The sequence below is a fragment of the Parafannyhessea umbonata genome, assembly GCF_012844235.1.
Lineage (GTDB): Bacteria > Actinomycetota > Coriobacteriia > Coriobacteriales > Atopobiaceae > Parafannyhessea.
The window spans coordinates 19473-43411 of the sequence record NZ_JABAGR010000011.1 but is presented as its reverse complement, the minus strand read 5'-3'; the positions used below and the strand labels follow the sequence as shown (position 1 = coordinate 43411).

The 23939-nt window shown below is 62.8% G+C and carries 18 protein-coding genes and 2 tRNA genes; 14 read left to right on the top strand and 6 right to left on the bottom strand.

Going from position 1 to position 23939, the window contains the following annotated elements:
- Positions 1-2: 2 nt before the first annotated feature.
- The 3 genes from HF885_RS09655 to gluQRS all read right to left on the bottom strand — a co-directional run bounded on the left by HF885_RS09655 (position 3) and on the right by gluQRS (position 1330).
- Positions 3-79: transfer RNA gene (locus HF885_RS09655), tRNA-Arg, on the bottom strand.
- A gap of 141 nt (positions 80-220) precedes the next feature.
- Positions 221-311: transfer RNA gene (locus tag HF885_RS09650), tRNA-Ser, on the bottom strand.
- Between the two features lie 50 nt (positions 312-361).
- On the bottom strand, positions 362-1330 hold the full coding sequence (gluQRS, locus tag HF885_RS09645) for a tRNA glutamyl-Q(34) synthetase GluQRS (RefSeq protein WP_170104713.1): 969 nt from the start codon (positions 1328-1330) through the stop codon (positions 362-364).
- A 347-nt stretch (positions 1331-1677) separates the two neighbouring features.
- Here gluQRS and arcC point away from each other — a divergent pair, with 347 nt between their 5' ends.
- Complete coding sequence (gene arcC, locus HF885_RS09640) at positions 1678-2646, top strand: carbamate kinase (protein WP_170104712.1); 969 nt, start codon at positions 1678-1680, stop codon at positions 2644-2646.
- Positions 2647-2744: 98 nt separating this feature from the next.
- Here the strand turns inward: arcC and HF885_RS09635 are convergent, their stop codons facing one another.
- Positions 2745-3737, bottom strand: a complete 993-nt coding sequence (locus HF885_RS09635; RefSeq protein ID WP_328804377.1) for a LuxR C-terminal-related transcriptional regulator — start codon at positions 3735-3737, stop codon at positions 2745-2747.
- Between the two features lie 286 nt (positions 3738-4023).
- Here HF885_RS09635 and HF885_RS09630 point away from each other — a divergent pair, with 286 nt between their 5' ends.
- The 11 genes from HF885_RS09630 (at position 4024) to HF885_RS09580 (ending at position 20137) form a co-directional block, all read left to right on the top strand.
- Positions 4024-4683, top strand: coding sequence for a hypothetical protein (locus HF885_RS09630; RefSeq protein ID WP_328804376.1), 660 nt, complete (start codon positions 4024-4026; stop codon positions 4681-4683).
- 238 nt (positions 4684-4921) lie between these two features.
- Positions 4922-8479, top strand: a complete 3558-nt coding sequence (gene nifJ, locus HF885_RS09625; protein WP_170104710.1) for a pyruvate:ferredoxin (flavodoxin) oxidoreductase — start codon at positions 4922-4924, stop codon at positions 8477-8479.
- A 282-nt stretch (positions 8480-8761) separates the two neighbouring features.
- A complete protein-coding gene (gene nagA, locus HF885_RS09620) occupies positions 8762-9925 on the top strand; it encodes an N-acetylglucosamine-6-phosphate deacetylase (protein WP_235927402.1) in 1164 nt (387 codons plus the stop codon).
- 542 nt (positions 9926-10467) lie between these two features.
- On the top strand, positions 10468-11547 hold the full coding sequence (gene ptcA, locus HF885_RS09615; protein ID WP_170104708.1) for a putrescine carbamoyltransferase: 1080 nt from the start codon (positions 10468-10470) through the stop codon (positions 11545-11547).
- A gap of 119 nt (positions 11548-11666) precedes the next feature.
- Positions 11667-13097 (top strand): APC family permease, encoded by a 1431-nt coding sequence (locus tag HF885_RS09610; RefSeq protein WP_170104707.1) that lies wholly within the window; start codon positions 11667-11669, stop codon positions 13095-13097.
- A gap of 140 nt (positions 13098-13237) precedes the next feature.
- Entirely contained in the window at positions 13238-14452 is a 1215-nt protein-coding gene (locus HF885_RS09605; RefSeq protein ID WP_170104706.1) for an agmatine deiminase family protein, read from the top strand.
- A 131-nt stretch (positions 14453-14583) separates the two neighbouring features.
- A complete protein-coding gene (locus HF885_RS09600; RefSeq protein ID WP_170104705.1) occupies positions 14584-16041 on the top strand; it encodes an APC family permease in 1458 nt (485 codons plus the stop codon).
- Between the two features lie 145 nt (positions 16042-16186).
- Complete coding sequence (locus HF885_RS09595) at positions 16187-17410, top strand: glycosyltransferase (RefSeq protein WP_170104704.1); 1224 nt, start codon at positions 16187-16189, stop codon at positions 17408-17410.
- Positions 17407-18759: a sensor histidine kinase gene (locus HF885_RS09590; RefSeq protein WP_170104703.1), complete on the top strand. Its 1353-nt coding sequence runs from the start codon at positions 17407-17409 to the stop codon at positions 18757-18759. The genes HF885_RS09595 and HF885_RS09590 overlap by 4 nt, the downstream gene beginning before the upstream one ends.
- Before the next feature lie 59 nt (positions 18760-18818).
- Entirely contained in the window at positions 18819-19556 is a 738-nt protein-coding gene (locus tag HF885_RS09585; protein ID WP_206109894.1) for a LytR/AlgR family response regulator transcription factor, read from the top strand.
- Between the two features lie 107 nt (positions 19557-19663).
- Positions 19664-20137 carry a YfcE family phosphodiesterase gene (locus HF885_RS09580; protein ID WP_170104702.1) on the top strand — a complete coding sequence of 158 codons (474 nt, stop codon included), beginning with the start codon at positions 19664-19666 and terminating at the stop codon, positions 20135-20137.
- Positions 20138-20232: 95 nt separating this feature from the next.
- On the opposite strand, the gene HF885_RS09575 is transcribed toward HF885_RS09580, so the two are convergent.
- Positions 20233-20943 (bottom strand): phosphatase PAP2 family protein, encoded by a 711-nt coding sequence (locus HF885_RS09575; RefSeq protein ID WP_170104701.1) that lies wholly within the window; start codon positions 20941-20943, stop codon positions 20233-20235.
- Between the two features lie 114 nt (positions 20944-21057).
- Positions 21058-21375 carry a thioredoxin gene (trxA, locus tag HF885_RS09570; RefSeq protein WP_090847325.1) on the bottom strand — a complete coding sequence of 106 codons (318 nt, stop codon included), beginning with the start codon at positions 21373-21375 and terminating at the stop codon, positions 21058-21060.
- Between the two features lie 133 nt (positions 21376-21508).
- On the opposite strand from trxA, the gene HF885_RS09565 reads away from it, so the two are divergent.
- Positions 21509-22063, top strand: a complete 555-nt coding sequence (locus HF885_RS09565; protein WP_170104700.1) for a hypothetical protein — start codon at positions 21509-21511, stop codon at positions 22061-22063.
- Positions 22064-22237: 174 nt separating this feature from the next.
- Complete coding sequence (gene pgi, locus HF885_RS09560) at positions 22238-23932, top strand: glucose-6-phosphate isomerase (RefSeq protein ID WP_170104699.1); 1695 nt, start codon at positions 22238-22240, stop codon at positions 23930-23932.
- Positions 23933-23939 lie beyond the last annotated feature (7 nt).

The window sequence follows — 23939 nt, the reverse complement described above, 5'->3', positions numbered from 1 at the left end:
TCTGGTGCGGCGTATAGGATTCGAACCTATGACGTTCTGATTCGTAGTCAGACCCTCTATCCAGCTGAGGTAACGCCGCATTGCAGTAATTAAAATGCCACTGATGGGAAACCGCGTCAAGGGAGAATTTCAAACTTTTTGGAATAGATTGCGATTTAATCGATTTACCTGCGAAAAAGAAAAGACCCAATCAAATTTCTTTGATTGGGTCCGAATCGTCTGGCGGAGAGCTGGGGATTCGAACCCCAGATAGGATTTGGTCCTATACTCGCTTAGCAGGCGAGCACCTTCGGCCTCTCGGTCAGCTCTCCAAACATCGTGCTTGGCAATAATACCCCACATTGGGCCAAACTCACAACATCTACTTTAGAAAGAAGTTCTCGTCCACTACCACGTCACTTTTGTGTGCCCGGATGTCTTCCCAAGAGAATCTGCGCGCGAACTCGTCTGCGGTCAGGCTCTCGCCCAGCTCGGCGATTCCCACGGCCTCTGCCAGTCGGCCAATTATGGTCTTCGCGTCCATGCCGTCATCACGAAGGCTCGCTACGTCCGTGTCGAGGTTTCTTTTCGAGAGACGGTGGCCGTCTGGTCCCATCAGGAGTGGGACGTGTGAGTATTCGTGTCGGTCAAACCCCAGCAGCCCGCCAAGATACGTCTGCCTCGCGGCGGAGGGAAGGAGGTCCCTGCCCCTTACGACCTCGGTCACGCCCATCAGGCCGTCGTCCACGACCACGGCAAGCTGATAGGCGAACACGCCATCGCTTCTCCTGATCAGAAAGTCGCCGCAGTCTCGCGCGAGGTTCTCGCTATAGGTCCCATACACGCGGTCGACAACGGTGATCCGCGCGAGCGGGGAGCTTTCGTCGGGAACCATGAGCCTGATGGCGGGGTTGCGCCTCTTGGACTTCTTGGCAATCTGCTCCGGAGTCAGCCCCCTGCACGTTCCCTGGTACACGAACGTGCCGTCGGCAGCATGGGGCGCGCTTGCCGCGTGAAGCTCTGCGCGCGAGCAAAAACAAGGGTAGGTAAGCCCCCTGTCGCCAAGCGTCTCCAGAGCCTCCTGATAGGCGTCCGTCCGCCTGCTCTGATAGTACGGCCCTTCGTCCCAGGAGAGGCCAAGCCACTCGTAGTCCCTCATGAGGTCGTCGGCCACCCGCTGATCCTGCGCTCGCGGGTCAAGATCCTCTATGCGAAGAATTATCTTGCCGCCAGCCGACCTGACGGAAGCCCACGCCATGAGCGCCGAGAAGACGTTGCCAAGGTGTATCTTGCCGGACGGCGTCGGGGCAAAGCGTCCAACGACGGGGCGCCGCTCCGGCGCGCAGTCCATGTCGCATGATTTGTGAGTCGAGGTATCCATATGCCCATGGTAGCTGTTGCGTCCCGCCGTGCCCCTGGGGAGAACGGGCTTTCCGTCCCGAGTCGCATATACTTAACATTCCTAGCACCAGAGTGACTTAACGCTCCATGATTGATTCCAAATATTGGAATAATTTATCAGTGTATCCATCTGCATATCTTGGAAAACAGCCGTCTACCTTTGAAAACGAATTTGCTACCGTTTATAGAAACGAGAAAAACCCCTACACAATCTTGAGAAACGCGGTATAGTCTAATCTCCGATTAGGAGGGCGGCGCGAAGGCGTCGCCTTAAGTCATTAGGCATAGGAGGATAAAGTGTCCAAGGCATTTGGCAAGCCTAACCGCGTCGTCATCGCCCTCGGTGGCAACGCCCTCGGCAACACCCCCGAGGAGCAGATCGCCAAGGTCCGCGCAGCCGCCCCGACGCTGCTCAAGGTTATCGAGCAGGGCAACGAGATCATCATCACCCACGGCAACGGCCCGCAGGTCGGCATGATCCAGAACGCGTTCGCCTACGCCCACAAGGATGACCCGGCGAAGATCCCTGCCATGGACCTCCCCGAGTGCGGCGCGATGTCCCAGGGCTACATCGGCTACCACCTGCAGCAGGCCATCGGCGCTGCCATGCACAAGGAGTACAAGCGCTGGCACGTCGCTTCCGTCGTGACCCAGATTGAGGTCGACCCCGATGACCCGGCGTTCAAGAACCCCACCAAGCCCATCGGAGCCTTCATGAGCAAGGAGGAGGCCGACGCCGAGCTCGAGAAGCACCCCGACTGGACCATGGTCGAGGACTCCGGCCGCGGCTATCGTCGCGTTGTCGCTTCCCCGCAGCCCAAGAAGATTGTCGAGTACGAGAGCATCCTCAACCTCCTCGACAACGAGTTCATCGTCATCGCCTGCGGTGGCGGCGGAATCCCCGTCGTCCGTGACTACACCGACAAGGGTACCTACAAGGGCGTCGCTGCCGTCATCGACAAGGACATGGGCGGCGAGCTCCTCGCCGAGGACTGCTCCGCCGACATGCTCGTCCTGCTGACCGCCGTCGACCACGTCGCCATCAACTTCGGCAAGCCCGACCAGAAGGACCTCGAGGACATCACCGTCGACGAGGCCAAGAAGTACGTCGAGGAGGGCCAGTTCGGCAAGGGCTCCATGGAGCCCAAGGTCAAGGCCGGCATCAAGTTCGCCGAGTCTCGCCCCGGCCGCGTCTGCATCATCGGCTCGCTCGAGAAGGCCGCCGAGGCTATGGCCGGTCTCTCTGGTACCCGCATCCACGCATAGGTACTGACCGCATAGGCGTTTCAAGACATACTGTCTGAAGACATTGGGAGGGTCGCGACTTGGTCGCGGCCCTCCCTTCTTCGTGCGTGGAACCGTGCCTAGCTGCGCCAGAAATCCTTCTTAAGGTCGTCGCGGTTAGACTGTCCGCACTTCTTCATGATGTTGTGAAGATGCGTCTTGATGGTCCCCTCAGCAAGTATCAGTTCTGATGCGATCTCACGGTTGGACTTTCCCTCGACCACAAGGGCAAGTATTTCTCGCTCGCGCTTTGAGAGCTTATGGAGCTGGGCGTATGCGGGAAGCCTGTCCTCGATGTGCTCCGCGAGTGAGGTATTGTGCTTTTTGGCGTCGACCTGGACCTCGGGAGGCTCGTTGAAGCGAAGCGCAAGGTCCCGCACGGTCTGGTAGATGGTGATCGCCGCGACGAAGATCATCATCAGGTTCTCGGATATGTTGCGGCTCGAGAGGAAGACGCCGGTAAGCGGGCTGTTTGCCGTGGGGATGGGCGCAAGCAGGATAACGTAGGTGTCCTCGCAGACGATAGAGATGGTAAAGACGAGAAGTACCAGGAATATGGGCTGTCTCTTTACCATGCGATGCTGGAATACCTCGTCCTTGTTCGAGCGATAGAGCCAGAAGGCATATCCAAGGCAGCTGAGTATGGAGACCTGCCGCATGGTGTAGAAGAGCCATTGGCGCAGCGGGCCATAGGGGAGTAGAAGCAGGATCAACGCTTGGGCCACGCAGAGCGCAATCGTCGGCAGGACTATTCGACGCGGTTCGCGCACATCGATGATGCCGAACACGATTTGCCAGAAGCAGGCGAGGATGACGGCTCCGATCAGTATTCTGAACGCGGGCTCATCGACCGCATAGTAGTTCGCCGCTGTAACCGTTCCGACGTTCTGAAGAAGCCACTCGCCCCCAAAGATCTGGGTCAGCTCGACGAAGTAGGCAATGAAGAAGAGCGCCTGCGGAATGTATTTGAGCCGTCTTGAGACTATATAAGCCGCAATCGAAATCGAAGCCGTGCTGAGGCAGACACACAGAACAACGATGGTGTACGTAAAGATGAGAGAGCTCAAATCCACACCTCCGCAGCAACATAAGCCAACAGAAAAGCTGTCTGACCGATGAATGCTAGCCATTCTGGCATATCTTGTTGGGTTTTTCGAAAGTCCGACGCGCATGTGGTGTCAATCACATCCGAATGCCACGGCTGCCGCTCCGCACGTTGGAAGGTATCTGCCAGAAACCTTCTTTCTTTCGATAGTCTTTGACACGCTCAAAAAGACTACATGTGAGCGCCGGGGCCAAATGCCATTCGACGGGCTGTGGGTACACTGGATGGACGAGCATTCGATCAAGGAGGTAAGTGTGCCGGACGCAGATCTCAATGATGGCGAGTTCATGCTTGGACAACCTGCAATCGTTTGTAGGTGGCGGCTTTCGAATAAGACGCTTCCGCTTGAGAACAGACACCTCAGGGCCCTTGGGGCGCGCCATACGCGCACAAGGAGGGTACAAAAGGAGCTTGTTGCCTGGGCGAAGCAGCATATCGAGTGGACGTTGGGAGACGGGGCGGCGGCCAACCCTGACGGCGTGCTCATGATGATTGTTGACACGGAGGGTCGAGCCGCGATGTCCGTCGGTCCCTATGAGGAGCTTGAGGACACGCGCCTGGCTGCGCTCTGTGCCCGTGCCGACCTCGCGCGCCGCGAGGCGGAGGAGGTCGGCGTCGCCCCCGAGGCACTGTGGCTCGCGAGCGAAGGAACCCTCATCCGGGAGGGGGCTCCGGGCATGGTGCCCGCCGGCGCCGTCTCTTTGGTCACCGACCTGGCGAAGACGATGGGCATTCACATCAAATACGTTGATGACCTTCTGGAGAAGGTCCAGGGTCGTCGCATCGACTTCGACGAGGCGTTCCTCGTGTCCGACGAGCATGGCGTCGTACCCGCGAGCGACTTCTCCGGCCCCGAAGGCCGGCGCTTCTCAGAGGGATACGAGAGATTGCTCGAGCGTGCAAAAAAGAAATGAGGGCCGCACTGGCAATGAGCTGAGAAAACGTAATCCCTACTAAAAATAGGGGAATTACGGTCACCGTTTTGTAGGAATATTGCATCCACTTTGAGCAATAATACAAGTGTATGTGCATCGATGTGATTCGGCGCGCATTCATGTTGGCAGTAGCGACGAGAGCTTTCCCCTCGTGATCCTGTGCCACGTGCCAAAACAACGGACGCTTGGCAGCGTCCGGTGGATGTAAGGAGAGGATATGGAACGTAAGTTCAAGTCGATGGACGGCAACGAGGCCGCAGGCTGGGTCTCGTATGCATTCACCGAGGTGGCGGGCATTTACCCGATCACTCCCTCGAGCCCCATGGCCGACCATGTCGACCAGTGGGCGGCAAAGGGTCTGAAGAACATCTTCGGCAACCCCGTCAAGATCATCGAGATGGAGTCTGAGGCTGGTGCCTCCGGTACCGTCCACGGCTCTCTCGGCGCAGGTGCGTTGACCACCACCTACACCGCTTCTCAGGGTCTGCTTCTGATGATCCCGAACATGTACAAGATTGCCGCCGAGGGCCTGCCCGGCGTCTTCCACGTCTCCGCGCGTACCGTCGCGACGCAGGCGCTGAACATCTTCGGCGATCACTCCGACGTCATGGCCTGCCGCCAGACCGGCTTCGCCATGCTCGCCGAGGGCAACGTCCAGGAGGTCATGGACCTCGCTCCCGTCGCCCACCTTGCCGCCATCTCCGGCAAGACCCCGTTCCTGAACTTCTTCGACGGCTTCCGCACCTCCCACGAGATCCAGAAGGTCGCCGTCTGGGACTTCGACGACCTCAAGGACATGGTCGACTGGAAGTCTCTGCAGGAGTTCCGCGATCACGCGCTGAACCCCGATCACCCGCACTCCCGCGGCTCGCATGAGAACGGCGACATCTTCTTCCAGCACCGCGAGGCCTGCAACAGCAGGTATGACGCGCTCCCCGAGATCGTCCAGGGCTATATGGACAAGATCAACGAGAAGCTCGGCACCAGCTATCACCTGTTTGATTACTACGGCGCCGACGACGCGGACCGCGTCGTTGTCTGCATGGGCTCCTTCTGCGATACGCTCGAGGAGGTCATCGACTACCTCAACGCCCACGGTGAGAAGGTCGGCCTGGTCAAGGTTCGCCTCTATCGTCCTTGGTCCATCAAGGACTTCGTCGCGGCCCTGCCGAAGACCGTCAAGAAGATCGCCGTCCTCGACCGCACCAAGGAGCCCGGCTCCATTGGCGAGCCCCTCTACCAGGACGTCGTTACCGCCCTTTACGAGGCTGGCATGTCTGATCTCGTCGTGACCGGTGGCCGTTACGGCCTCGGCTCGAAGGACGAGCCGCCCGCGGCCGCGTTCTCCGTCTTCGAGGAGCTCAAGAAGGACGAGCCGAAGCGCGAGTTCACCATCGGCATCGTGGACGACCTCACCAACCTCTCGCTCCCGATGGATCCGGACGCCCCCAACACGGCGGCTCCTGGCACCATCGAGTGCAAGTTCTGGGGTCTTGGCGGCGACGGTACCGTCGGCGCGAACAAGAACTCCATCAAGATCATCGGCGACCACACGGACAAGTACGTCCAGGCCTACTTCCAGTACGACTCCAAGAAGACCGGCGGCGTCACCATCTCGCACCTGCGCTTTGGTGACAGCCCCATTCGTTCGCCGTACTACGTCACCAAGGCCGACTTCGTCGCCTGCCACAACCCCAGCTACATCGTCAAGGGCTTCAAGATGGTCCGCGACGTCAAGCCGGGTGGTACCTTCCTGGTCAACTGCCAGTGGGATGACGCGGAGTTCGCAGAGAAGATGCCTGCCGAGGCGAAGCGCTACATCGCCAAGAACAACATCTCCGTCTACCTGATCGACGCAATCGACCTCGCTGCGAAGGTCGGCATGGGCAAGCGCACCAACACGGTGCTCCAGTCCGCGTTCTTCGCCCTGGCGAAGGTCCTTCCCGCCGAGGACGCCCTAAAGTACATGAAGGACGCCGCCGAGAAGTCCTACGCAAAGAAGGGCCAGGCCATCGTCGAGGCCAACTGGAAGGCCATCGACGCCGGCGCGACCGCGTTCCGCAAGTTCGACGTTCCTGCCGACTGGGCAGAGGCCGAGGACGTTAAGCACGAGGTCAAGCTTGAGGGCCGTGACGCCATCGTCAAGCAGGTCCGCGAGCTTCTCTTCCCGATCGACAAGATGGACGGCGACTCGCTGCCCGTGTCCGCCTTCAAGGACAACCCCGACGGCCAGTTCGAGCTCGGTGCTTCCGCGTACGAGAAGCGCGGCACCGCGGTCATGGTCCCGCGTTGGGATCCCAGCAAGTGCATCCAGTGCTGCAACTGCGCGTTCGTGTGCCCGCACGCGACCATCCGTCCGGTTGCCATGAACGCCGAGGAGGCGGCCGCCGCTCCTGAGGCCATGAAGACCACCGACCTCAAGATGCCGAAGAACACCGGCTACACCTTCTCCATCGTCGTTTCCCCGCTGGACTGCATGGGCTGCTACAACTGCCTGTATGCCTGCCCGAAGAGCGACTACAAGAACGGTGGCGCCCTCACCATGGTGCCGCAGGAGGAAGAGGCCGCTCAGGCAGAGGTCTGGGACTACGCCGTCAACAAGGTGAGCGAGAAGAGCGAGCTCGCCAGCGACAAGAACCCCAAGGGCTCCCAGTTCCACAAGCCCCTGCTCGAGTTCTCCGGCTCCTGCGCCGGCTGCGCCGAGACCTCCTATGCACGTCTCGTCACCCAGCTCTTCGGCGACCGCATGTTCATCAGCAACGCGACCGGCTGCTCCTCGATCTGGGGCAACCCCGCTGCGACCTCACCGTTCACCGTCAACGCCGAGGGTCACGGCCCCGCTTGGAACAACTCGCTGTTCGAGGACAACGCCGAGCACGGCCTCGGCCTGAAGCTTGGCTATGATGCCGAGCAGGACCGTCTTGCTACCATGACCGAGCAGCTCATCGAGACCGAGGGCATCCCCGAGAGCCTCAAGGAGTCTGCGACCGCATGGCTTGCCGCGAAGGACAAGACCGCCGAGTCCAAGGCTGCCGCTGCCGAGTACGTGGCACAGCTCGAGGCAGACGGCTCTGACGCCTCCAAGGCAATCCTCGCCGACAAGTCCTTCCTCTCCAAGAAGTCCTTCTGGATCTTCGGCGGCGACGGATGGGCCTACGACATCGGCTTCGGCGGCCTCGATCACGTGCTTGCCTCTGGCAACAACGTGAACGTCTTCGTCTTCGACACCGAGGTCTACTCCAACACCGGTGGACAGGCCTCCAAGGCTTCCAACCTTGGTCAGGTCGCACAGTTCGCCGCTGCGGGCAAGACCACCAAGAAGAAGTCCCTTGCCGAGATCGAGATGTCCTATGGCTACGTCTACGTCGCCCAGGTCGCCATGGGTGCCAACCCGATGCAGACCCTGAAGGCCATCGCCGAGGCAGAGGCCTATGACGGACCGTCCCTGATCATCGGCTACAGCCCCTGCGAGATGCACTCCATCGCCAAGGGCGGCATGATGCACGCTCAGGAAGAGATGAAGAAGGCAGTCGACTGCGGCTACTGGAACCTCTTCCGCTTCAACCCCGCTGCTCCCGACGGCAAGAAGTTCACCCTTGACTCCAAGGAGCCGAAGGAGGGCTACCAGGAGTTCCTGATGAACGAGGCCCGCTACAGCCGCCTCACGCGCGAGTTCCCCGATCGCGCAAAGGAGCTCTTCGCCGAGAACGAGGCTGCGGCAATGGCACGCTACGAGCACCTGCTCAAGCTCAAGGCCATGTACGCCGAGGCGTAGGGAGAAGAACGCGCTCCACTAGCCGTTAGCTAAGGAACCGGTCGCGACAGAGTTCGCGGCCGGTTCTTTTTTCTAACGCCACACCCGCTCGTCGTTCCACCTCGCGACGTCTTGTGTACCATAGCGGTAATGATTCGTAGCGTCGCGCTCGTCGTGGTATGTCTTCGCAAGTTGTGGCCTTGGCACTTGGCGCATCGGCATGTAAGGCTGAACTACCTTGCTGGCCGGCGCACATGCGCCGCATCGCGAAGGCGACGACGTGTCCTCAGGAGGTGCAGGATATTGGCAGACAACAGCGTTTCCCTCAAGGCTCGCGGGTTCTTCCTTCCCTCTGGCTTCCGCCCCGGTGGCTTTCTCGAGGTGCGTGACGGGGTCGTTGTGGGCGTTTCGGACGACCCCTCGCCAGACCTCGAGGTCGTCGACTGTGGCGACGCTACCGTTGCGCCTGGCTTCGTCGACACTCACATACATGGCTACGCAAACCACGACTTCATGGACTGCGACCCAAACGGCAATCGTAAGATTCTTGATGCGCTCGCGCACAAGGGGACAACGTCCATCCTCGCGACAACGCTGACCGCCTCGACCGATTCCATCGACAAGGCTTGCGCCGGCATCGCCAGGACCGTGGAGGAGCGTCCTGCCGGCTCCCCCGAGGCCCGCATCCAGGGAATCTTCCTGGAGGGCCCGTTCTTCACGGAGAAGCATAAGGGTGCACAGAACCCCGCGTACCTTTGCGATCCCAGCCTCGACAAGCTGAGGCAGTGGCAGCAGTCCGCGCACGGCCTCATTCGCAAGAGTGCGCTCGCGCCCGAGCGCAAGGGCTCCGATGCGTACGTGCGCGGTGCGGCAAAGATGGGTGTCGTGACGGCGTTGGGGCACTCCGACGCAACATGCGAGCAAGGACGACATGCGGTCGACGCCGGCGCCTCGGTCTTCGTTCACACGTACAACGGCATGAGTGGATTGCACCATCGCATGCCCGGCCTCGTTGGATGCGCCATGACCACTGACAACACCTACGCGGAGCTCATCTGCGACGGCCTGCACGTCATGCCCGCCGCCGCCGACGCCCTCGTGCGCGCGAAGGGTTGGAGCGAGGTTGCGCTGGTGAGCGACTGCCTGCGTTGCGGGGGCATGCCCGATGGAGACTACATGCTCGGCGAGCTTCCTATCGTGCTCAGCGGCGGCGTGGCGCGGCTGCGTGACGAGAACAACATAGCGGGCTCCGTCCTCACCATGGGCGGCGCGGTGCGCAACATCGTCGACTGGGGCGTCGAGTCGCTGGAGCATGCCGTCGCAATGGCGACAATAGTTCCGGCGCGCTCAGCAGGCATTGCGGATCGATGTGGGCAGATTCTGCCCGGCAGGGCTGCCGATCTGGTGGTGCTTGGTGCGGACCTCTCCGTTCGCGCTACCTACGTCGGTGGCGTGCTCGTGAAGTAGGCGAGAAGGGCGTCCGCTCCGCCTGACGCCGTCACATAGGCCATCACCTTGCTGGCTCCCAACAACGCGTTGGGGGCCAGTCTTTTTTGGTTAGTGAAGCGGCTGCGGCGAAGGCGGCGCGTCCTTCTCGCCTGCGGCCCTGCCCGGCGGCTGCGGCACCGGTCCTCACGGGTGCCAGACGGATCCCGGCAATGCCGCACCTCATCCGCTTGCAGGTCTCCGGCGGGACCGCAACACACCTAAACCGCGTTTCGAGGCGATGGGGCGTTCGGGAGCGAATGGTAGGAAAACTGGCACGAACGGCTAACGTTATGCAAACCATAACGTAACGAACTGTATAAGCGACTAAAACAGTTAGCTCGATACAATGCCGTGTACCAGCGGGATTAATGAGGTTGGTACGCGGTTTAGTGTAGTTCAGCGGCATTGGAACCCGGATAAACTGGCCTTGGCCGCGGGCGCGTTGCACCATGGTCGTGAAAGCAGGCTGGCCGGGGTGGGCCCGGCGGCTACGTGCAAGGTTCGAGAAAGGGAGCACCGCAATGGCAATGCCCAAGGATTTCATCGACACCAACGACTTCACCAAGGAACAGATTCTTGCGATCGAGGACCTTGGCCTCGCGATGAAGAAGGCCATCAAGGTCGATGGCTATTACCCGCACCTCCTGCGCAACAAGTCCCTTGGTATGATCTTCCAGCAGGTTTCCACCCGTACCCGCATTTCGTTTGAGACCGCGATGACCGACCTCGGCGGTCACGCTCAGTTCTACGGCCCCGGTACCATCCAGCTTGGCGGCCACGAGTCCCTGGGTGACACCGCCCGCGTCATGGGCTCGCTGCTCGACGTGATGATGGCGCGCGTCAACCGCCACAAGGACGTCGAGGGCCTGGCTGCCGGCTCCGCCGTGCCCGTCATCAACGGCATGTCCGAGTTCAACCACCCCACGCAGGAGATGGGCGACCTCATGACCATGCTGGAGAACCTGCCCGAGGGCAAGAGGATCGAGGACTGCACGCTGGCATTCATTGGTGACGCCACGCAGGTGTGCGTCTCGCTCATGTTCATCTGCTCCAAGATGGGCATGCACTTCGTGCAGTTTGGCCCCAAGGGCCACCAGATATCCGATGGCGCCCTGCACGTGGGCACCCCCGAGGAGCGCGCGGCGTTTGGCAAGCGTCTTATGGAAATCGGCGAGAAGAACTGCAAGGAGTCCGGCGGCACCATCGTGATCTCCGATGACATCGAGAGCATCAAGGGCGCCGACTTCGTGTACACCGACGTTTGGTACGGCCTGTACGACCAGGAGGAGTCCGGCGCGTCCTACATGGACGTGTTCTACCCCAAGTACCAGGTCACCATGGACATGATGAACTATGCCGGCCCCAACTCCAAGTTCATGCACTGCCTGCCCGCCACCCGTGGCGAGGAGGTCGTGGACGAGGTCATGGACGACCCCGAGCGCTCCCTGTGCTGGGTCGAGGCGGAGAACCGCAAGCACTCCATCCGCGCGCTGCTCGCCGCGCTGGCAAAGCGCACGCCGCTGAACGACGAGGACGTTGACTACTCTGCCAAGGCCGAGCTGCACGCAGCCCTCAAGAAGATCGAGGAGCTCCAGGCCTAGTACCAGGTGCTTCAGGGTCGGGGCGTGCCCGTCCAATACGCCCCTCACCCCGGCGCCGCGCCGCGTCGGGGTGGGTGGCTTTTCTCGTCCTGATAGGACAGAAGAAGAGAGGAGATTGCATGGGGGAGAAGAGGGGGATATCGTTCCTCACCATCATCTCTACGGTCATCTGCGTCGTCTTTGTTTGCGAGGCGGCGGCGCCGGCCGCGGCGATCGGAAACCAGCAGTTCTTCTGGTGGATCTTCCTGATCGTCACGTTCCTGATTCCGTACGGCCTCGCGGTCGCGGAGCTGGGAACCACCTACGACAGCGACGGCGGCATCATCGACTGGATCCGCGACGGGCTGGGCGATAAGTGGGCAGCTCGTGCGTCCTACTACTACTGGGTGAACTACCCGTTCTGGATCGCGTCGCTCGCCACCATGTTCCCGCCCATCCTGAACATGGCTTTTGGCATCCAGTTCAACCTCGCGACCTCGCTCATCATCGAGCTTGCGTTTACCTGGATCGTCACGTTCATGGCGTTCTCGAAGGTGTCTGACTCCGAGTGGGTCCTCAACGGCGGCGCCATCATCAAGGTCGCGATTGCCGTGGTCGTCGGCTGCATGGGCATCTGGTTCGCATCCCAGCATGGATTTGCAAACGACATGAGTCCGCAGACGTTCCTGCCCTCCGGCCTGAATGGCCTCAGCTACATCTCCATCATCATCTTCAACTTCATGGGCTTCGAGGTCATCTGCACCATGACCGGCGACATGAAGAACCCCAAGGTCGAGATTCCCCGTGCCATCATCATGGGCGGTGCGGCCATCGCGGTCATCTACCTGTTCTGTGGCTTCGGCATCGGCGCGGCGATACCCGCTGACAAGATTGATCCTGATTACGGCATGATCGTGGCCGTCCAGACCATGGTCGGCAACTCCTGGCTGTTCAAGCTCATCTGCGTTGCGTTCCTGATCACGTTCTTCGCAAACATGGCATCTTGGTCGTTTGGTGTGAACTCCGTCGCGGCTTACGCCGCCCAGACCGGTAACATGCCAAAGGTCTTCGGCAAGATGAACCCCAAGACCGGCATGCCGGACGGTGCGGCAATCACCAACGGCGTTGTGGCATCGCTCGTCCTTTGCATTCAGCTTATTCCCATCGAGGCGATTTCGGACGGAATCTTCTGGATGCTGTTCAGCCTCTCCGTTGTCTTCCTGCTGCTCACCTATGTCCCCATGTTCCCGGCGTTCATGAACCTGCGCAAGAACGACCCCAACCGCGAGCGCGTCTACAAGATGCCGTTCAAGGGCGGTCTGCTCAAGGCTGCGATGATCATCCCGATGGTCGAGCTCGTCGGCGTTATCGTCACCACCGTCGTGCCGCTGTCCGCGGACGAGGTGTCCTCCAAGATGCCGATGCTCATAGGGTTCTTCGTCCTTCTCGCCATTGGCGAGGTGGTCCGCGTGGTCTCCGCAAAGGGCCGCACGGAGGAGTACCACGGCCTCACGCCGGAACTTGCGCAGAAGCGCCTGGAAGAGGAGGCTGCGGCGGAGTCTGCAGAGTAGCAGGCGCGGTACCCGGGCGAGAAAGGCCGCGCACTTTGCGGCAGTCCGCGCCTGGCTGCAAGCAACCTTTGGCTTGTCTGTTCTTGTCTTACACGTAACGGCGGGCGCACGTGCGCCCGCCACCGCAAGAGGAGGGTCTTATGCGTACCATTACCGAGTCCGAGTCCACCCCTAGGGCCGACGGCTTCCACATGCCTGCGGAGTTCGAGCCGCAGGACCGCGTCTGGATGGGCTGGCCGCACCGCACCGACACCTGGGCGTTTGGCGCCAAGCCCGCCCAGAGGCAGTACGCGGCCATCGCTCGTGCCATCGCGGAGTTCACGCCGGTGGTCATGTGCGTTAACGAGGCTGACTACGCCAACTGCAAGAAGGTGTTCGAGGACGACGAGAACGTGCTTGTGCTCGAGATGACCACCGACGACGCGTGGTTCCGCGACACCGGCGCAACGTTCGTCGTGAACGACAAGGGCGAGAAGCGCGCAAACAACTGGCACTTCAACGCGTACGGCGGACTTGTGGACGGCCTGTACTTCCCGTGGCGCTCCGACGACGAGATCGCCCTCAAGATGGCCGAGTTCGCGGGATGCCGCACGTACCGTCCCGATGACATGATCCTCGAGGGCGGCTCCATTACCGTCGACGGCGAGGGCACCCTTGTCGTGACCGACCAGTGTCTGCTGTCCCCGGGCCGCACCTGCTCTGCCGTGATGGCCGACGAGGACGACGAGGACACCATCTGGCCCAAGTACGCCCGCAAGTTCGAGCCCTGGAGCGAGCCGCTGCGCGAGTACATGAACGAGCACCTGAAGAACTATCTGGGCGTCGAGAAGGTCATCTGGGTGAAGGAGGGCATCGACCCCGAGGAGACGAACGGTCACATCGACGACGTCGCGACGTTCATCGCTCCTGGCGTCATGGCATGCATCTGGTCCGACGACCCGGACTACCCGTTCTATCGCCAGTGCCACGAGGCGTATGAGACCCTGTCCAACGCGACGGACGCCAAGGGTCGCAAGCTCAAGGTCTACAAGCTCCCCATGCCCGTGAAGCCGCTGTACATGACGCAGGAGGCCTGCGACTCCATCGACGTGGACGAGGCCGCGGAGCCGCGTGTCCCGGACGAGCCGCTCATCGCGTCCTACATGAACTACCTGGTCACCAACCACGGCGTCATCACCCCGCAGTACGGTGACGAGAACGACGCCCTGGCCGTCGAGACCCTGCAGAAGATCTACGACGAGACCTGGGGTGAGGGCGTCTACAAGGTTGTCGGCGTAAAGTCGGACCAGGTTGTCTACGGTGGTGGCAACATCCACTGCATCACGCAGCAGGAGCCTTCCGCCCAGACCAAGTAGCCCAAGGGCCAGATGGCCCAAAAGCATCCGCAAAAGACGGCGCGGCCGAGAAGGGCGCGCAGGCAGGGCGGGACGTCCCACGTGGGCCGCCTCGCCCTTCTATTGTGAAGTCAGCATCCAACGGAGGCCCCATGGCCAGAAAGAAGCTGCGTCTTAAGGACGTGGTCCTCTCGATAATCTGCGTCGTCTTCACCATCGAGGCGTGTGCGCCCGCCGCCGCGATCGGCAACTCGTCCGTGTTCTGGTGGCTCCTGCTGTTTGTCACGTTTCTGGTGCCGTACGGGCTCATCGTGGCAGAGCTTGGGACCACGTACGCGGAGGGCGCCGGCGTGTACGAGTGGGTGCGCGACTCTATGGGACGCCGTTGGGCCACGCGCGAGGCGTGGTACTACTGGGTGAACTATTTCACGTGGCTTGCGTCCATAGCGGTGCTGTTTCCCACCACCATCGGCGGCATGCTGGGACGCCCTCTTTCCGCGTGGGCATCCGTCGCCATCGAGCTTGCGTTTATCTGGTTCGTGGTGTGGGTCTCCATGCAGGAGGTTGGCGACATATCCTGGATCATGAACCTGGGCGCCGTGGTGAACGTCCTTCTCGCCCTGGGCGTTGGCGGGATGGGCATCTGGTACGGAAGCCGGCACGGGTTCGTGTCGCCCCTCACGCCGCAGTCCATGCTGCCAGACTTTGGCGACCCCACGACGTTCACGTACCTTTCCGTCATCATCTACAACTACATGGGGTGCGAGGTAATTGCGACTTTTGTCGACTCGATGGAAAGCCCGCAGCGCGACATGCCAAAGGCCATAGTCGCGTCTGGCCTTACGATCGTAGCCATCTACCTCTTTGTGTCGCTTGGCATCTCCACCGCGGTGCCGCACGACAAAATCAACCTTGCCTCAGGCGTAGCCGATGCCGTCGCTGCGATGGCAGGCGCGCGTAGCTGGCCTTTTATGCTGGTGTCTTTGGGATTTCTGCTCTCGTGCTTCGCGAACATGATCAGTTGGTCGCACGGCGTGAGCTCCGTGACCAACCGTGCGTCGAAGGAGGGCAACCTTCCTCGTGCCTTTGGCAAGGAGGACGAGAAGGGCCGGCACCTTGGCTCGTGCGTGGTAACGGGAGTATGTACGTCTGCCTTGGTGGTGACGGGGCCGCTGCTGGACTCCCTTGGGATTGGCGTCTTCTATGTGGCGCTGTCGCTCGACATTGTGTTCACGCTTGCGTCGTACGTGCCCATGTTTCCCGCGTTCCTGCGCTTGCGCAAGATCGATCCGGACCGGCCACGTCCGTTTAGGGTGCCTGGTGGCCGGGTGGCAAACGCGCTGTTCTGCTGGGTGCCGGTGGTGGAGCTTGTCGTCTGCATCGTGATATCGCTCGTGCCGTTTGGAGTGGCGCCAGACCAGCTCAAGAAGCTTCCCCTGCTTGCGGCAACCGTTGTCGTCATCCTTTTGGGCGAGGTCGTGCGGCACGTGAGCTACCGCCGCGCGACGGAGCGCGCGATTGAGCTTGGCGTCGAGCTTCCCGCCGCGAAGATGGGACCAGATTACGAGCGGCACCACAACATCCATCCTCGCGCATACCACCTGCACTAGTGTCAAACTCATCTCGCCAAATCGCATAAAACGGGCAACGGACGGCGCATCTGCGGGTATCATAAGACAACATAGCAGTTAGACCATCGGATCCCGCGCCACCTGCGCTTTGGGGCGCGCGGGGGACAGAAGGGGCCCACCGGTCTTGAATCCCGTCATCGTCATACCATCCTACTGGGCGGAAAGCGACGCGCCCGCCAAGATTGGCGAGGTCGGCGTATATGACCACGCGACGCCCGTGACGAAGCCGCTGCCCGAGCTCGAGACCTGCCTCTCGTCGCTCGACACCGTGCGCGGCGTGCTCAGGGTCGTGGTGCTCCTTGTGTGCGACCCCGCATGCGAGAAGAGCGCGCGTGCGAGGGTCGATGGCGTCTGCCGCCAGCACCCCAGGCTGAACCCGCTGGTCATAGGCTCGGCGGAGGCCCAGCTCATACGCGCAGCCATCGATAGGGCCGTGCCGCGGCTCGAGGGCGACCCCGTTTCGCTTCGCGGCTACGGTGCCATCCGCAACATGGGGCTGGCCGTCGCGGCCGTGCTCGACCACGACGTGGTGGTCTTCCTGGACGACGACGAGGTTGCCCTGAACGAGAACTTCCTGATTGACGCCGTGTACGGCATGGGGCTCACCACGCGCCAGGGCCTGAAGATCGCCGCGAAGAGCGGCTGCTACCTCGACGCGCACAACTCCCCGTACGCGTCCATCACGCGCGCGCGGTGGCAGGACCGCTGGCGGTCCAAGCGCCTGGAGTTCAACCAGTGGATGCACCGCGCGCTGGGCGGCACGCGCATCAGCCGCTCCAACTACGTGTGCGGCGGCTGCTTCTGCGTGGGCGCCAGCGTGTTCAGCAAGGTGAGCTTCGACCCCACCATCACGCGCGGCGAGGACCTGGACTACCTGTTCAACCTGCGCATGCACGGCTACGACGTGTGGTTTGACAGCGCGTGGCGCGTGCGCCACCTGCCGCCAAAGATCCCCTCGCACGCGTCCCGCTTCATGCAGGACGTGTACCGGTGGAACTACGAGGTAGAGAAGCTCGCCGTCGCGAACTCCATAAAGGGCATGCGCCAGGTGCGGCCGGAGTCCCTGCGGCCGTATCCCTCGGAGTGGATATCGCCCGGCGTGCGCACCAGGATCGCGCACACGTCGCTGCGCCGCGCCATCGCGGGGCCCGAGCACCTTGACTACCTTAGGATCTGGCTGCACGGCAGGCACGTGGCGCAGCAGTGGGCGCGGCGCGTCGCGAGCAGCTACTTCAGCTTCCAGACGTACTGGCCGCAGGTGATGTCGTCGCTCTGGGGCGACGCGGACCTGGCACGGCAGGTCGTAAAGATGGGGACGCCGGCCGGCATGGGTGGTGAGCAGGAATGACTGGACCTAGCTATGCCCCCCGCGGCCTCGTCATAAACGTTCTTCTCGGCGTGCTGACGGTGGCGCTCATCGCGCTTCTGGTGTGGGGCCTTCTGACCGCGAACCTCGTGGCCGCCGTCCTGGCGGGCGCGGGGCTTGCCGTGGACATCGTGCTCGCCGGCGGCGTGATGCTGCTGGTGCCCGAGGACATGCGCTCGCAGGCGACGGAGCGCATGCTGCGCGTGTCGTCGTCCGTGCTCGCCCACATGAACGGAGGCCTCACGCCGGAGAACTGCAACGCCGTATGCCAGCTGCTGCTTCCGGAGACCACGGCCGCCGCCGTCGCCATGTGCGACGACGAGGTGCTCCTTGCGATCGTGGGCGGCGACGAGTCGAAGCATCGCGTGGGCGAGCCGAACTCGCCCACCACCAGGGATGTCATAACCAGCGGGAGGATGCAGACCTTCTCGTACAGCGAGGAGAACGAGTGGCTGGAGGCGGACGACGACGCCGCGGGCGCCCTGCGCGACAAGGAATATCCCGTGGGCATCGCGGTGCCGCTCATGGTGCGCGAGCACGCGGTGGGCACGCTCGAGCTCTTCTATCGCAACGGGAGCGACGTGGACCGCACGCAGCTCACCATCGCGCGCGGGTTTGGCGAGCTGCTGTCGACCCAGCTTTCCGCGTACGAGCTCGACCGGCAGGCGGAGCTCACGGCGCGCGCGGAAGTCAAGGCGCTGCAGGCCCAGATCAACCCGCACTTCCTCTTCAACACGCTCAACACCATCGCCGCGTTCACGCGCACGGACCCCGCGAAGGCGCGCGACCTGCTGCGCGAGTTCTCGGCGTTCTACCGCCGCACGCTCCAGAGCTCGCAGTCGCTCATTCCCCTTTCCGAGGAGCTTGAGCAGACGCGCCGCTACCTCACGATAGAGAAGGCCCGCTTTGGCGAGGACCGCATCCTGGAGAGCGAGTCCGTGGCGCCGGGATGCGAGAAGGTCATGGTTCCCGGCTTCATCGTGCAGCCGATCGTAGAGAACGCCGTGCGCCACGCCATGCGCGACGAGGGCCCCCTCACGATCGACGTCCAGGTGGTGAAGGACGGCAACGACGTGCTGATTGCCGTCGCGGACGACGGCCTGGGCATGACGGAGGACGTGGCGGAGAGGCTGCTCTCCGGCTCGTCGCAGGATTCCAGCAACAGCTCGCGCGGCACGGGCATCGCGCTTCGCAACGTGTCCGAGCGTCTGCAGCGGTTCTACGGCGGCGACTCCAGCGTGGAGATCATGTCCAAGCTGGGCGAGGGCACGTGCGTCACGCTGCGGCTTGCGGGCGTGGCTCCCAAAGAGACTGACGGTCGGATAGAATAGAAACGTTGGCTTATGCACGGCTTGGCCGTGCTGGTGTTCCAAAGGTTAGGTGATGTGACTTGCTGAACGCACTCATCGTGGACGACGAGGCTCCTGCGCGTTCTGAACTCAGGTACCTCCTTGAGGAGACGGGGCGCGTCGACACCATTCGCGAGGCGCTGAACGCCCGCGAGGCCGTGGAATCCCTCGTCAAGAGCAAGGAGGGTACCGACCAGCGCATCGACGTGATATTTCTGGACATCTCGATGCCGAAGACGTCTGGCATGCAGCTTGCCGAGGCCCTGCACAAGCTGAAGAACCCGCCGGCGGTGGTGTTTGTGACCGCGTACAGCGAGTACGCGCTCGAGGCGTTCAACGTGGACGCCGTCGACTACCTCATGAAGCCGGTGGAGACCGACAGGCTCAACCGCGCCCTCGACAAGGTCGAGGCCATCGTGAAGCCCGCCCCCGCTAGCCATCCCGCGCAGGAGCGCATCCCCGTGGAGAAGGGCGGCCGCAAGGTGCTCGTCCCCGTGGACGAGATTCGCTACATCGAGGCGAAGGACGACTACTCCTGCATCTACACGGACGGCGACCGCTTCCTCTCTACCATCTCGCTCGCGAAGCTCGAGCAGAAGCTCACGCCGCACGGATTCTTCCGCGTGCATCGCGGCTACATCGTGAACCTGGACCACGTCGAGGACGTCGAGGTCATCTCCAGCGGCATTCTGCAGCTGGGCATCAAGGGCGTGGAAGAGAAGAAGATCCCCGTGTCGCGCCGCCGCGTCGTGCCGCTGAAGCGGGCGCTTGGGCTGTAGCGCCCTGCGCACGAAGGAATCCCACGCGAGCAGACGCGGGGCATGCGCGGACACGCGCCCGCGCCCAGCGCGCACGGGCACTCGTTAGAAGAGAAGAGCGGGAATTTATGCGCTTTGACATAGTCTCCGACACACACGGGTACCTATCGGACGAGCTTCTGTCCGAGCTGGAGGGCGCCGACGTGATCGTGCATGCCGGGGACATGTGCTCCGAGTCGGACTTCCACACCCTGAACGGCATCGCCATGACCTACATGTGCAAGGGCAACAACGACTGGGGCTACACCTACGACTCGTACGTCACGAACCTCGTGAGGTTCTTCGCGGCCGGCCTGCGCTGGGAGGTGTGCCACTACCGGGAGCGCCTTGACCTTGCCACCTGCGAGGTCGCCATCTGCGGGCACACCCACCGGCCGTTCGTGGAGCGCGACGCCAAGACCGGTGCGCTCGTCATGAACCCCGGCAGCCCCACGTTCCCGCGCGCAGGCGGGCCCACCATCGGCCGCATCATCGCAGACAACGGCAAGGTGCAGAGCGCGAAGATCGTGCCGCTGCGCGCCCTGGACTGGCAGGAGTCATAGGGGCCGGCAAGGGGTTGGCGTGACGCAGGGGTCCGCGCCCGCGGTGCCGTCAGACACCCGGCCGCCAGACGAGCGGCTCAAGCTTGCAGTTGCCTTTAGACCTCGCGACCGGAGGCGCCGTCCTTCTCGCCCGGCGCGCCCCGAGGGTCTTCGCGCGGCGCAAGGAAGACGGGTGCAAGGAGCTTGGTGTACACGCCAAGCCACGCGATGGACGCGCAGAAACCCGCAAGCACGTCTGAGGCGTAGTGAACGCCCAGGTAGATGCGGCTAAGCCCCACGAGCACGATAACAAGGCCAAAGCCGATGACGCCAAGCCGACGCACGAGGGCGTCCTTCTCGTAGCGCCAGACCATCCAGATGAGCAGCCCGTAGAACGCCATCGCCACCATGGAGTGGCCGGACGGGAAGCTGAAGCCGCTCTCCGCGACCAGGCGGTAGCCCTCGGGGCGCGGGCGCTGGATCAGCGCCTTGAGCAGCAGGTTGAGCAGCGTGGCGAGCACGAGGTTGACCGCGGCGCACAGCCCGGGGCGGCGTCCGGGGGCGAAGACCTCGATCACCAGGAGCATCACCACCAGCACCACGGGGTAGGCGAGGTCCGATATCGACTGCATGATGGGCGTGAGCCACGCCGCGCGCATGTGCATCACGACCAGGTTGTGCGCGGCGGCGTCCATGCGCATGATGTCGTCCGTCTTGATTTCGAACAGAAGCCAGGTAAAGACCAGCACCGCAACGAGCACCAGCATCGCGCGCCGGCTCTGCACCAGCCGCGCGAGCGCGCCTGCCTTGCGCTTGTCTTGCGTCATGGGATGACCTCCGTGGGTGCGGCCGCGCGGATGCCTGCAGGGAGGCCGGCGGCCGACAGATACAAAAAGCGGACGCCGCGCAGACGTCCGCAAAATGCGTATGTGGGGCGGGCCCTACAGGTTTGCCTCGAGCTCCTTTACGAGGTCGGCCTTCGGCATGTTGCCCACCATGGTGTGGACGGGCTTGCCGTCCTTGAACAGGATGAGCGTGGGGATGGACACGATCTGGAACCTCTGGGCCAGGTCGCCCTCCTCGTCCACGTTGCACTTGTAGACGGTCAGGCGGTCGGCCATCTCGTCCCCAACCTGCTCGACGACGGGGCCAAGCGCGCGGCAGGGGCCGCACCAGGAAGCCCAGAAGTCAACCAGGACCGGCTTGTCAGAGCTTGCGAGGACGGAATCGAAGTCCGCGGAGGTGATTGCGTTTGCCATTAACTCTCTCCTTCGAAGGGGCGCGCGCGGGCGCGCAGATTGTCTCTGGAGCGCTTATACCCAATCTACGCAGGATTGCGGCGCTAGAATCGAATCCATAAAAGCCAACGACGACAACACGAGAGGAGCGGCTATGCCGTCAGACAGGGAGGCGCGCCGCGACGCGTACGTGGCGAAGGCCCGCGCGGAGCTCGCGGGGCTCGCGTCTAGGGGCGTGTGCATGTCCGGCAACTCGTTCTCTTCCGTCCTGTTTGTGAAAGGCCAGCTCAACGCAGGCGAGAAGGACGGGCGCCCCCTGCTTTCGGGCGAGGACGGGACGGCGCTCCGCAAGTCGCTCGAGGCGCTGGGCTACGCACCCGAGGACTGGGCGGCCATGTCGTGCTCGCTTGACACCGGCAAGCCGCTGCCTGTGGAAATGCTGCGCCGCGCCGTAGCCGCGCTTGACCCGGCGACGCTCGTCTTGTGCGACGAGGCTGCCGCCGCGGCCGTGCGCGAGGCGTACGCGGACGAGCTCGCGGCGCTTCCGGACTTTGCGGAGGCGATGCTCGCGCCCGGCGTCGTGGCGCTAGTGCTGGGCATGCGTGTGCTGAACCTGGGCGGCTTCGAGGCGGCCCTTGCAGACAAGCAGCAGAAGCAGGTCATGTGGGCGCGCCTGAAGCGCGTGCCGCCGCTTGGCGAGCCCATCTAGCGGCGCGCCGCGGCAAAGGGCCCACGTCCTTCTCGCCCGCGCGCAAGTCTGTTGGCACTTTATGCCCCGTCACGCATCTTTTGGCGAACGGGGTAGAATTAGGGCTGTATGTTGCGGTCGCCGCCCGGGCGACCCGGTCTTGCACATGACTGCAGTCAGACCTAAGGAGCTAGCATGTCAGACGTACCCGCACCCATCGACGCGACGAAGACCCCAGAGTGGAAGGCCCTCCAGGACCACTTCGACAGCCTCCAGTCCAAGGGCATCAGCCTGAAGGATTGGTTCGCCGCTGACCCCCAGCGCGTCCAGAAGCTGTCGTTTGACCTATCCGACCTGCACTTCGACCTGTCGAAGAACCTCGTGACGGACGAGACCGTCAAGCTGCTGGCCGCCCTTGGCAAGGCCGTGGGCCTGGAGGAGCGCCGCACCGCGATGTTCAACGGCGTGCACATCAACACCACCGAGGACCGCGCCGTCCTGCACACGGCGCTGCGCCGTCCCGCTTCCGACGCCGGCAAGCTCATCGTCGACGGCCAGGACTGCGTGAAGGACGTGCACGAGGTGCTGGACCGCATGTACGCGTTCGCGGACAGCGTGCGCTCCGGCGAGTGGAAGGGCGTCACCGGCAAGAAGATCGAGACCGTCGTCTCCATCGGCATCGGCGGCTCCGACCTGGGCCCGGTCATGGTGTACGAGGCGCTCAAGCCGTACGCGGACGCCGGCATCTCCGTGCGCTACGTCTCTAACATCGACCCCAACGACATGGCCGAGAAGGTCAAGGGCCTCGACCCCGAGACCACGCTGGTGGTCATCGTGTCCAAGACGTTCACGACGCTCGAGACAATGACGAACGCGCGCGAGGCTCGCACCTGGCTGCTGGAGGGCCTGAAGGCGCAGGGCGCAATCGACGGCTCCGACGCCTCCGTTGCAGATGCCATCAAGAAGCACTTCGTCGCGGTCTCGACCAACCTGGAGCTCGTTGAGAAGTTCGGCATCGACCCGGCGAACGCCTTCGGCTTCTGGAGCTGGGTCGGCGGCCGCTACTCCGTCGACGCCGCGGTCGGCCTGTCGCTCATCATCGCGTTTGGCCCGCAGATGTTCAAGGACTTCCTGGCCGGCTTCCACGACCTCGACACCTACTTCTGCGAGACCCCGCTCGAGCAGAACGTCGTCGCGCTCATGGGCCTCATCAACGTCTGGTACGTCAACTTCTTCAAGGCCGCAAGCCACGCCGTGCTGCCGTACAACCAGTACCTGCACCGCTTCCCGGCGTACCTGCAGCAGCTGACCATGGAATCCAACGGCAAGTCCACGCGCTGGGACGGCACCCCCGTCACGTCCGACACCGGCGAGATCTTCTGGGGCGAGGCCGGCACCAACGGCCAGCACGCGTTCTACCAGCTCATTCACCAGGGCACGCGCATGATTCCGGCCGATTTCATCGCGTTCGCCAACACCCCCAACCCCACGAAGGACGGCGACCAGGACGTGCACGAGCTCTTCCTGGGCAACTTCCTTGCGCAGACGAAGGCCCTCGCCTTTGGCAAGACCGCGGACGAGGTCCGCGCGGAGGGCACTGCGGAGTGGATGGTCCCGGCGCGCGTCTTCACCGGCAACCGCCCGACCACGTCGATCTTTGGCGACACGCTGAACGCGCACGCCCTGGGCGAGCTCATCGCGCTGTACGAGCACATCACGTTTGTCGAGGGCACGGTCTGGGGCCTGGACTCCTACGACCAGTGGGGCGTCGAGCTGGGCAAGCAGCTTGCGAAGCAGATCACGCCCGCGTTCCACGACGACGAGGCGCTCGCCGCCCAGGACGCCTCTACGAAGGCGCTCATCGCGTACTACCGCGCGCACCGCAGGTAGGCGCAAG

Excerpts from the sequence above, each read along its gene's own strand:
- HF885_RS09600 (WP_170104705.1), top strand. The coding sequence starts at position 14,584 with ATGGCCAGAAAGAAGCTGCGTCTTAAGGACGTGGTCCTCTCGATAATC.
- HF885_RS09610 (WP_170104707.1), top strand. The coding sequence starts at position 11,667 with ATGGGGGAGAAGAGGGGGATATCGTTCCTCACCATCATCTCTACGGTC.
- HF885_RS09575 (WP_170104701.1), bottom strand. The coding sequence starts at position 20,943 with ATGACGCAAGACAAGCGCAAGGCAGGCGCGCTCGCGCGGCTGGTGCAG.
- trxA (WP_090847325.1), bottom strand. The coding sequence starts at position 21,375 with ATGGCAAACGCAATCACCTCCGCGGACTTCGATTCCGTCCTCGCAAGC.
- HF885_RS09565 (WP_170104700.1), top strand. The coding sequence starts at position 21,509 with ATGCCGTCAGACAGGGAGGCGCGCCGCGACGCGTACGTGGCGAAGGCC.
- gluQRS (WP_170104713.1), bottom strand. The coding sequence starts at position 1,330 with ATGGACTGCGCGCCGGAGCGGCGCCCCGTCGTTGGACGCTTTGCCCCG.
- ptcA (WP_170104708.1), top strand. The coding sequence starts at position 10,468 with ATGGCAATGCCCAAGGATTTCATCGACACCAACGACTTCACCAAGGAA.
- HF885_RS09605 (WP_170104706.1), top strand. The coding sequence starts at position 13,238 with ATGCGTACCATTACCGAGTCCGAGTCCACCCCTAGGGCCGACGGCTTC.
- HF885_RS09580 (WP_170104702.1), top strand. The coding sequence starts at position 19,664 with ATGCGCTTTGACATAGTCTCCGACACACACGGGTACCTATCGGACGAG.
- pgi (WP_170104699.1), top strand. The coding sequence starts at position 22,238 with ATGTCAGACGTACCCGCACCCATCGACGCGACGAAGACCCCAGAGTGG.
- HF885_RS09590 (WP_170104703.1), top strand. The coding sequence starts at position 17,407 with ATGACTGGACCTAGCTATGCCCCCCGCGGCCTCGTCATAAACGTTCTT.
- nifJ (WP_170104710.1), top strand. The coding sequence starts at position 4,922 with ATGGAACGTAAGTTCAAGTCGATGGACGGCAACGAGGCCGCAGGCTGG.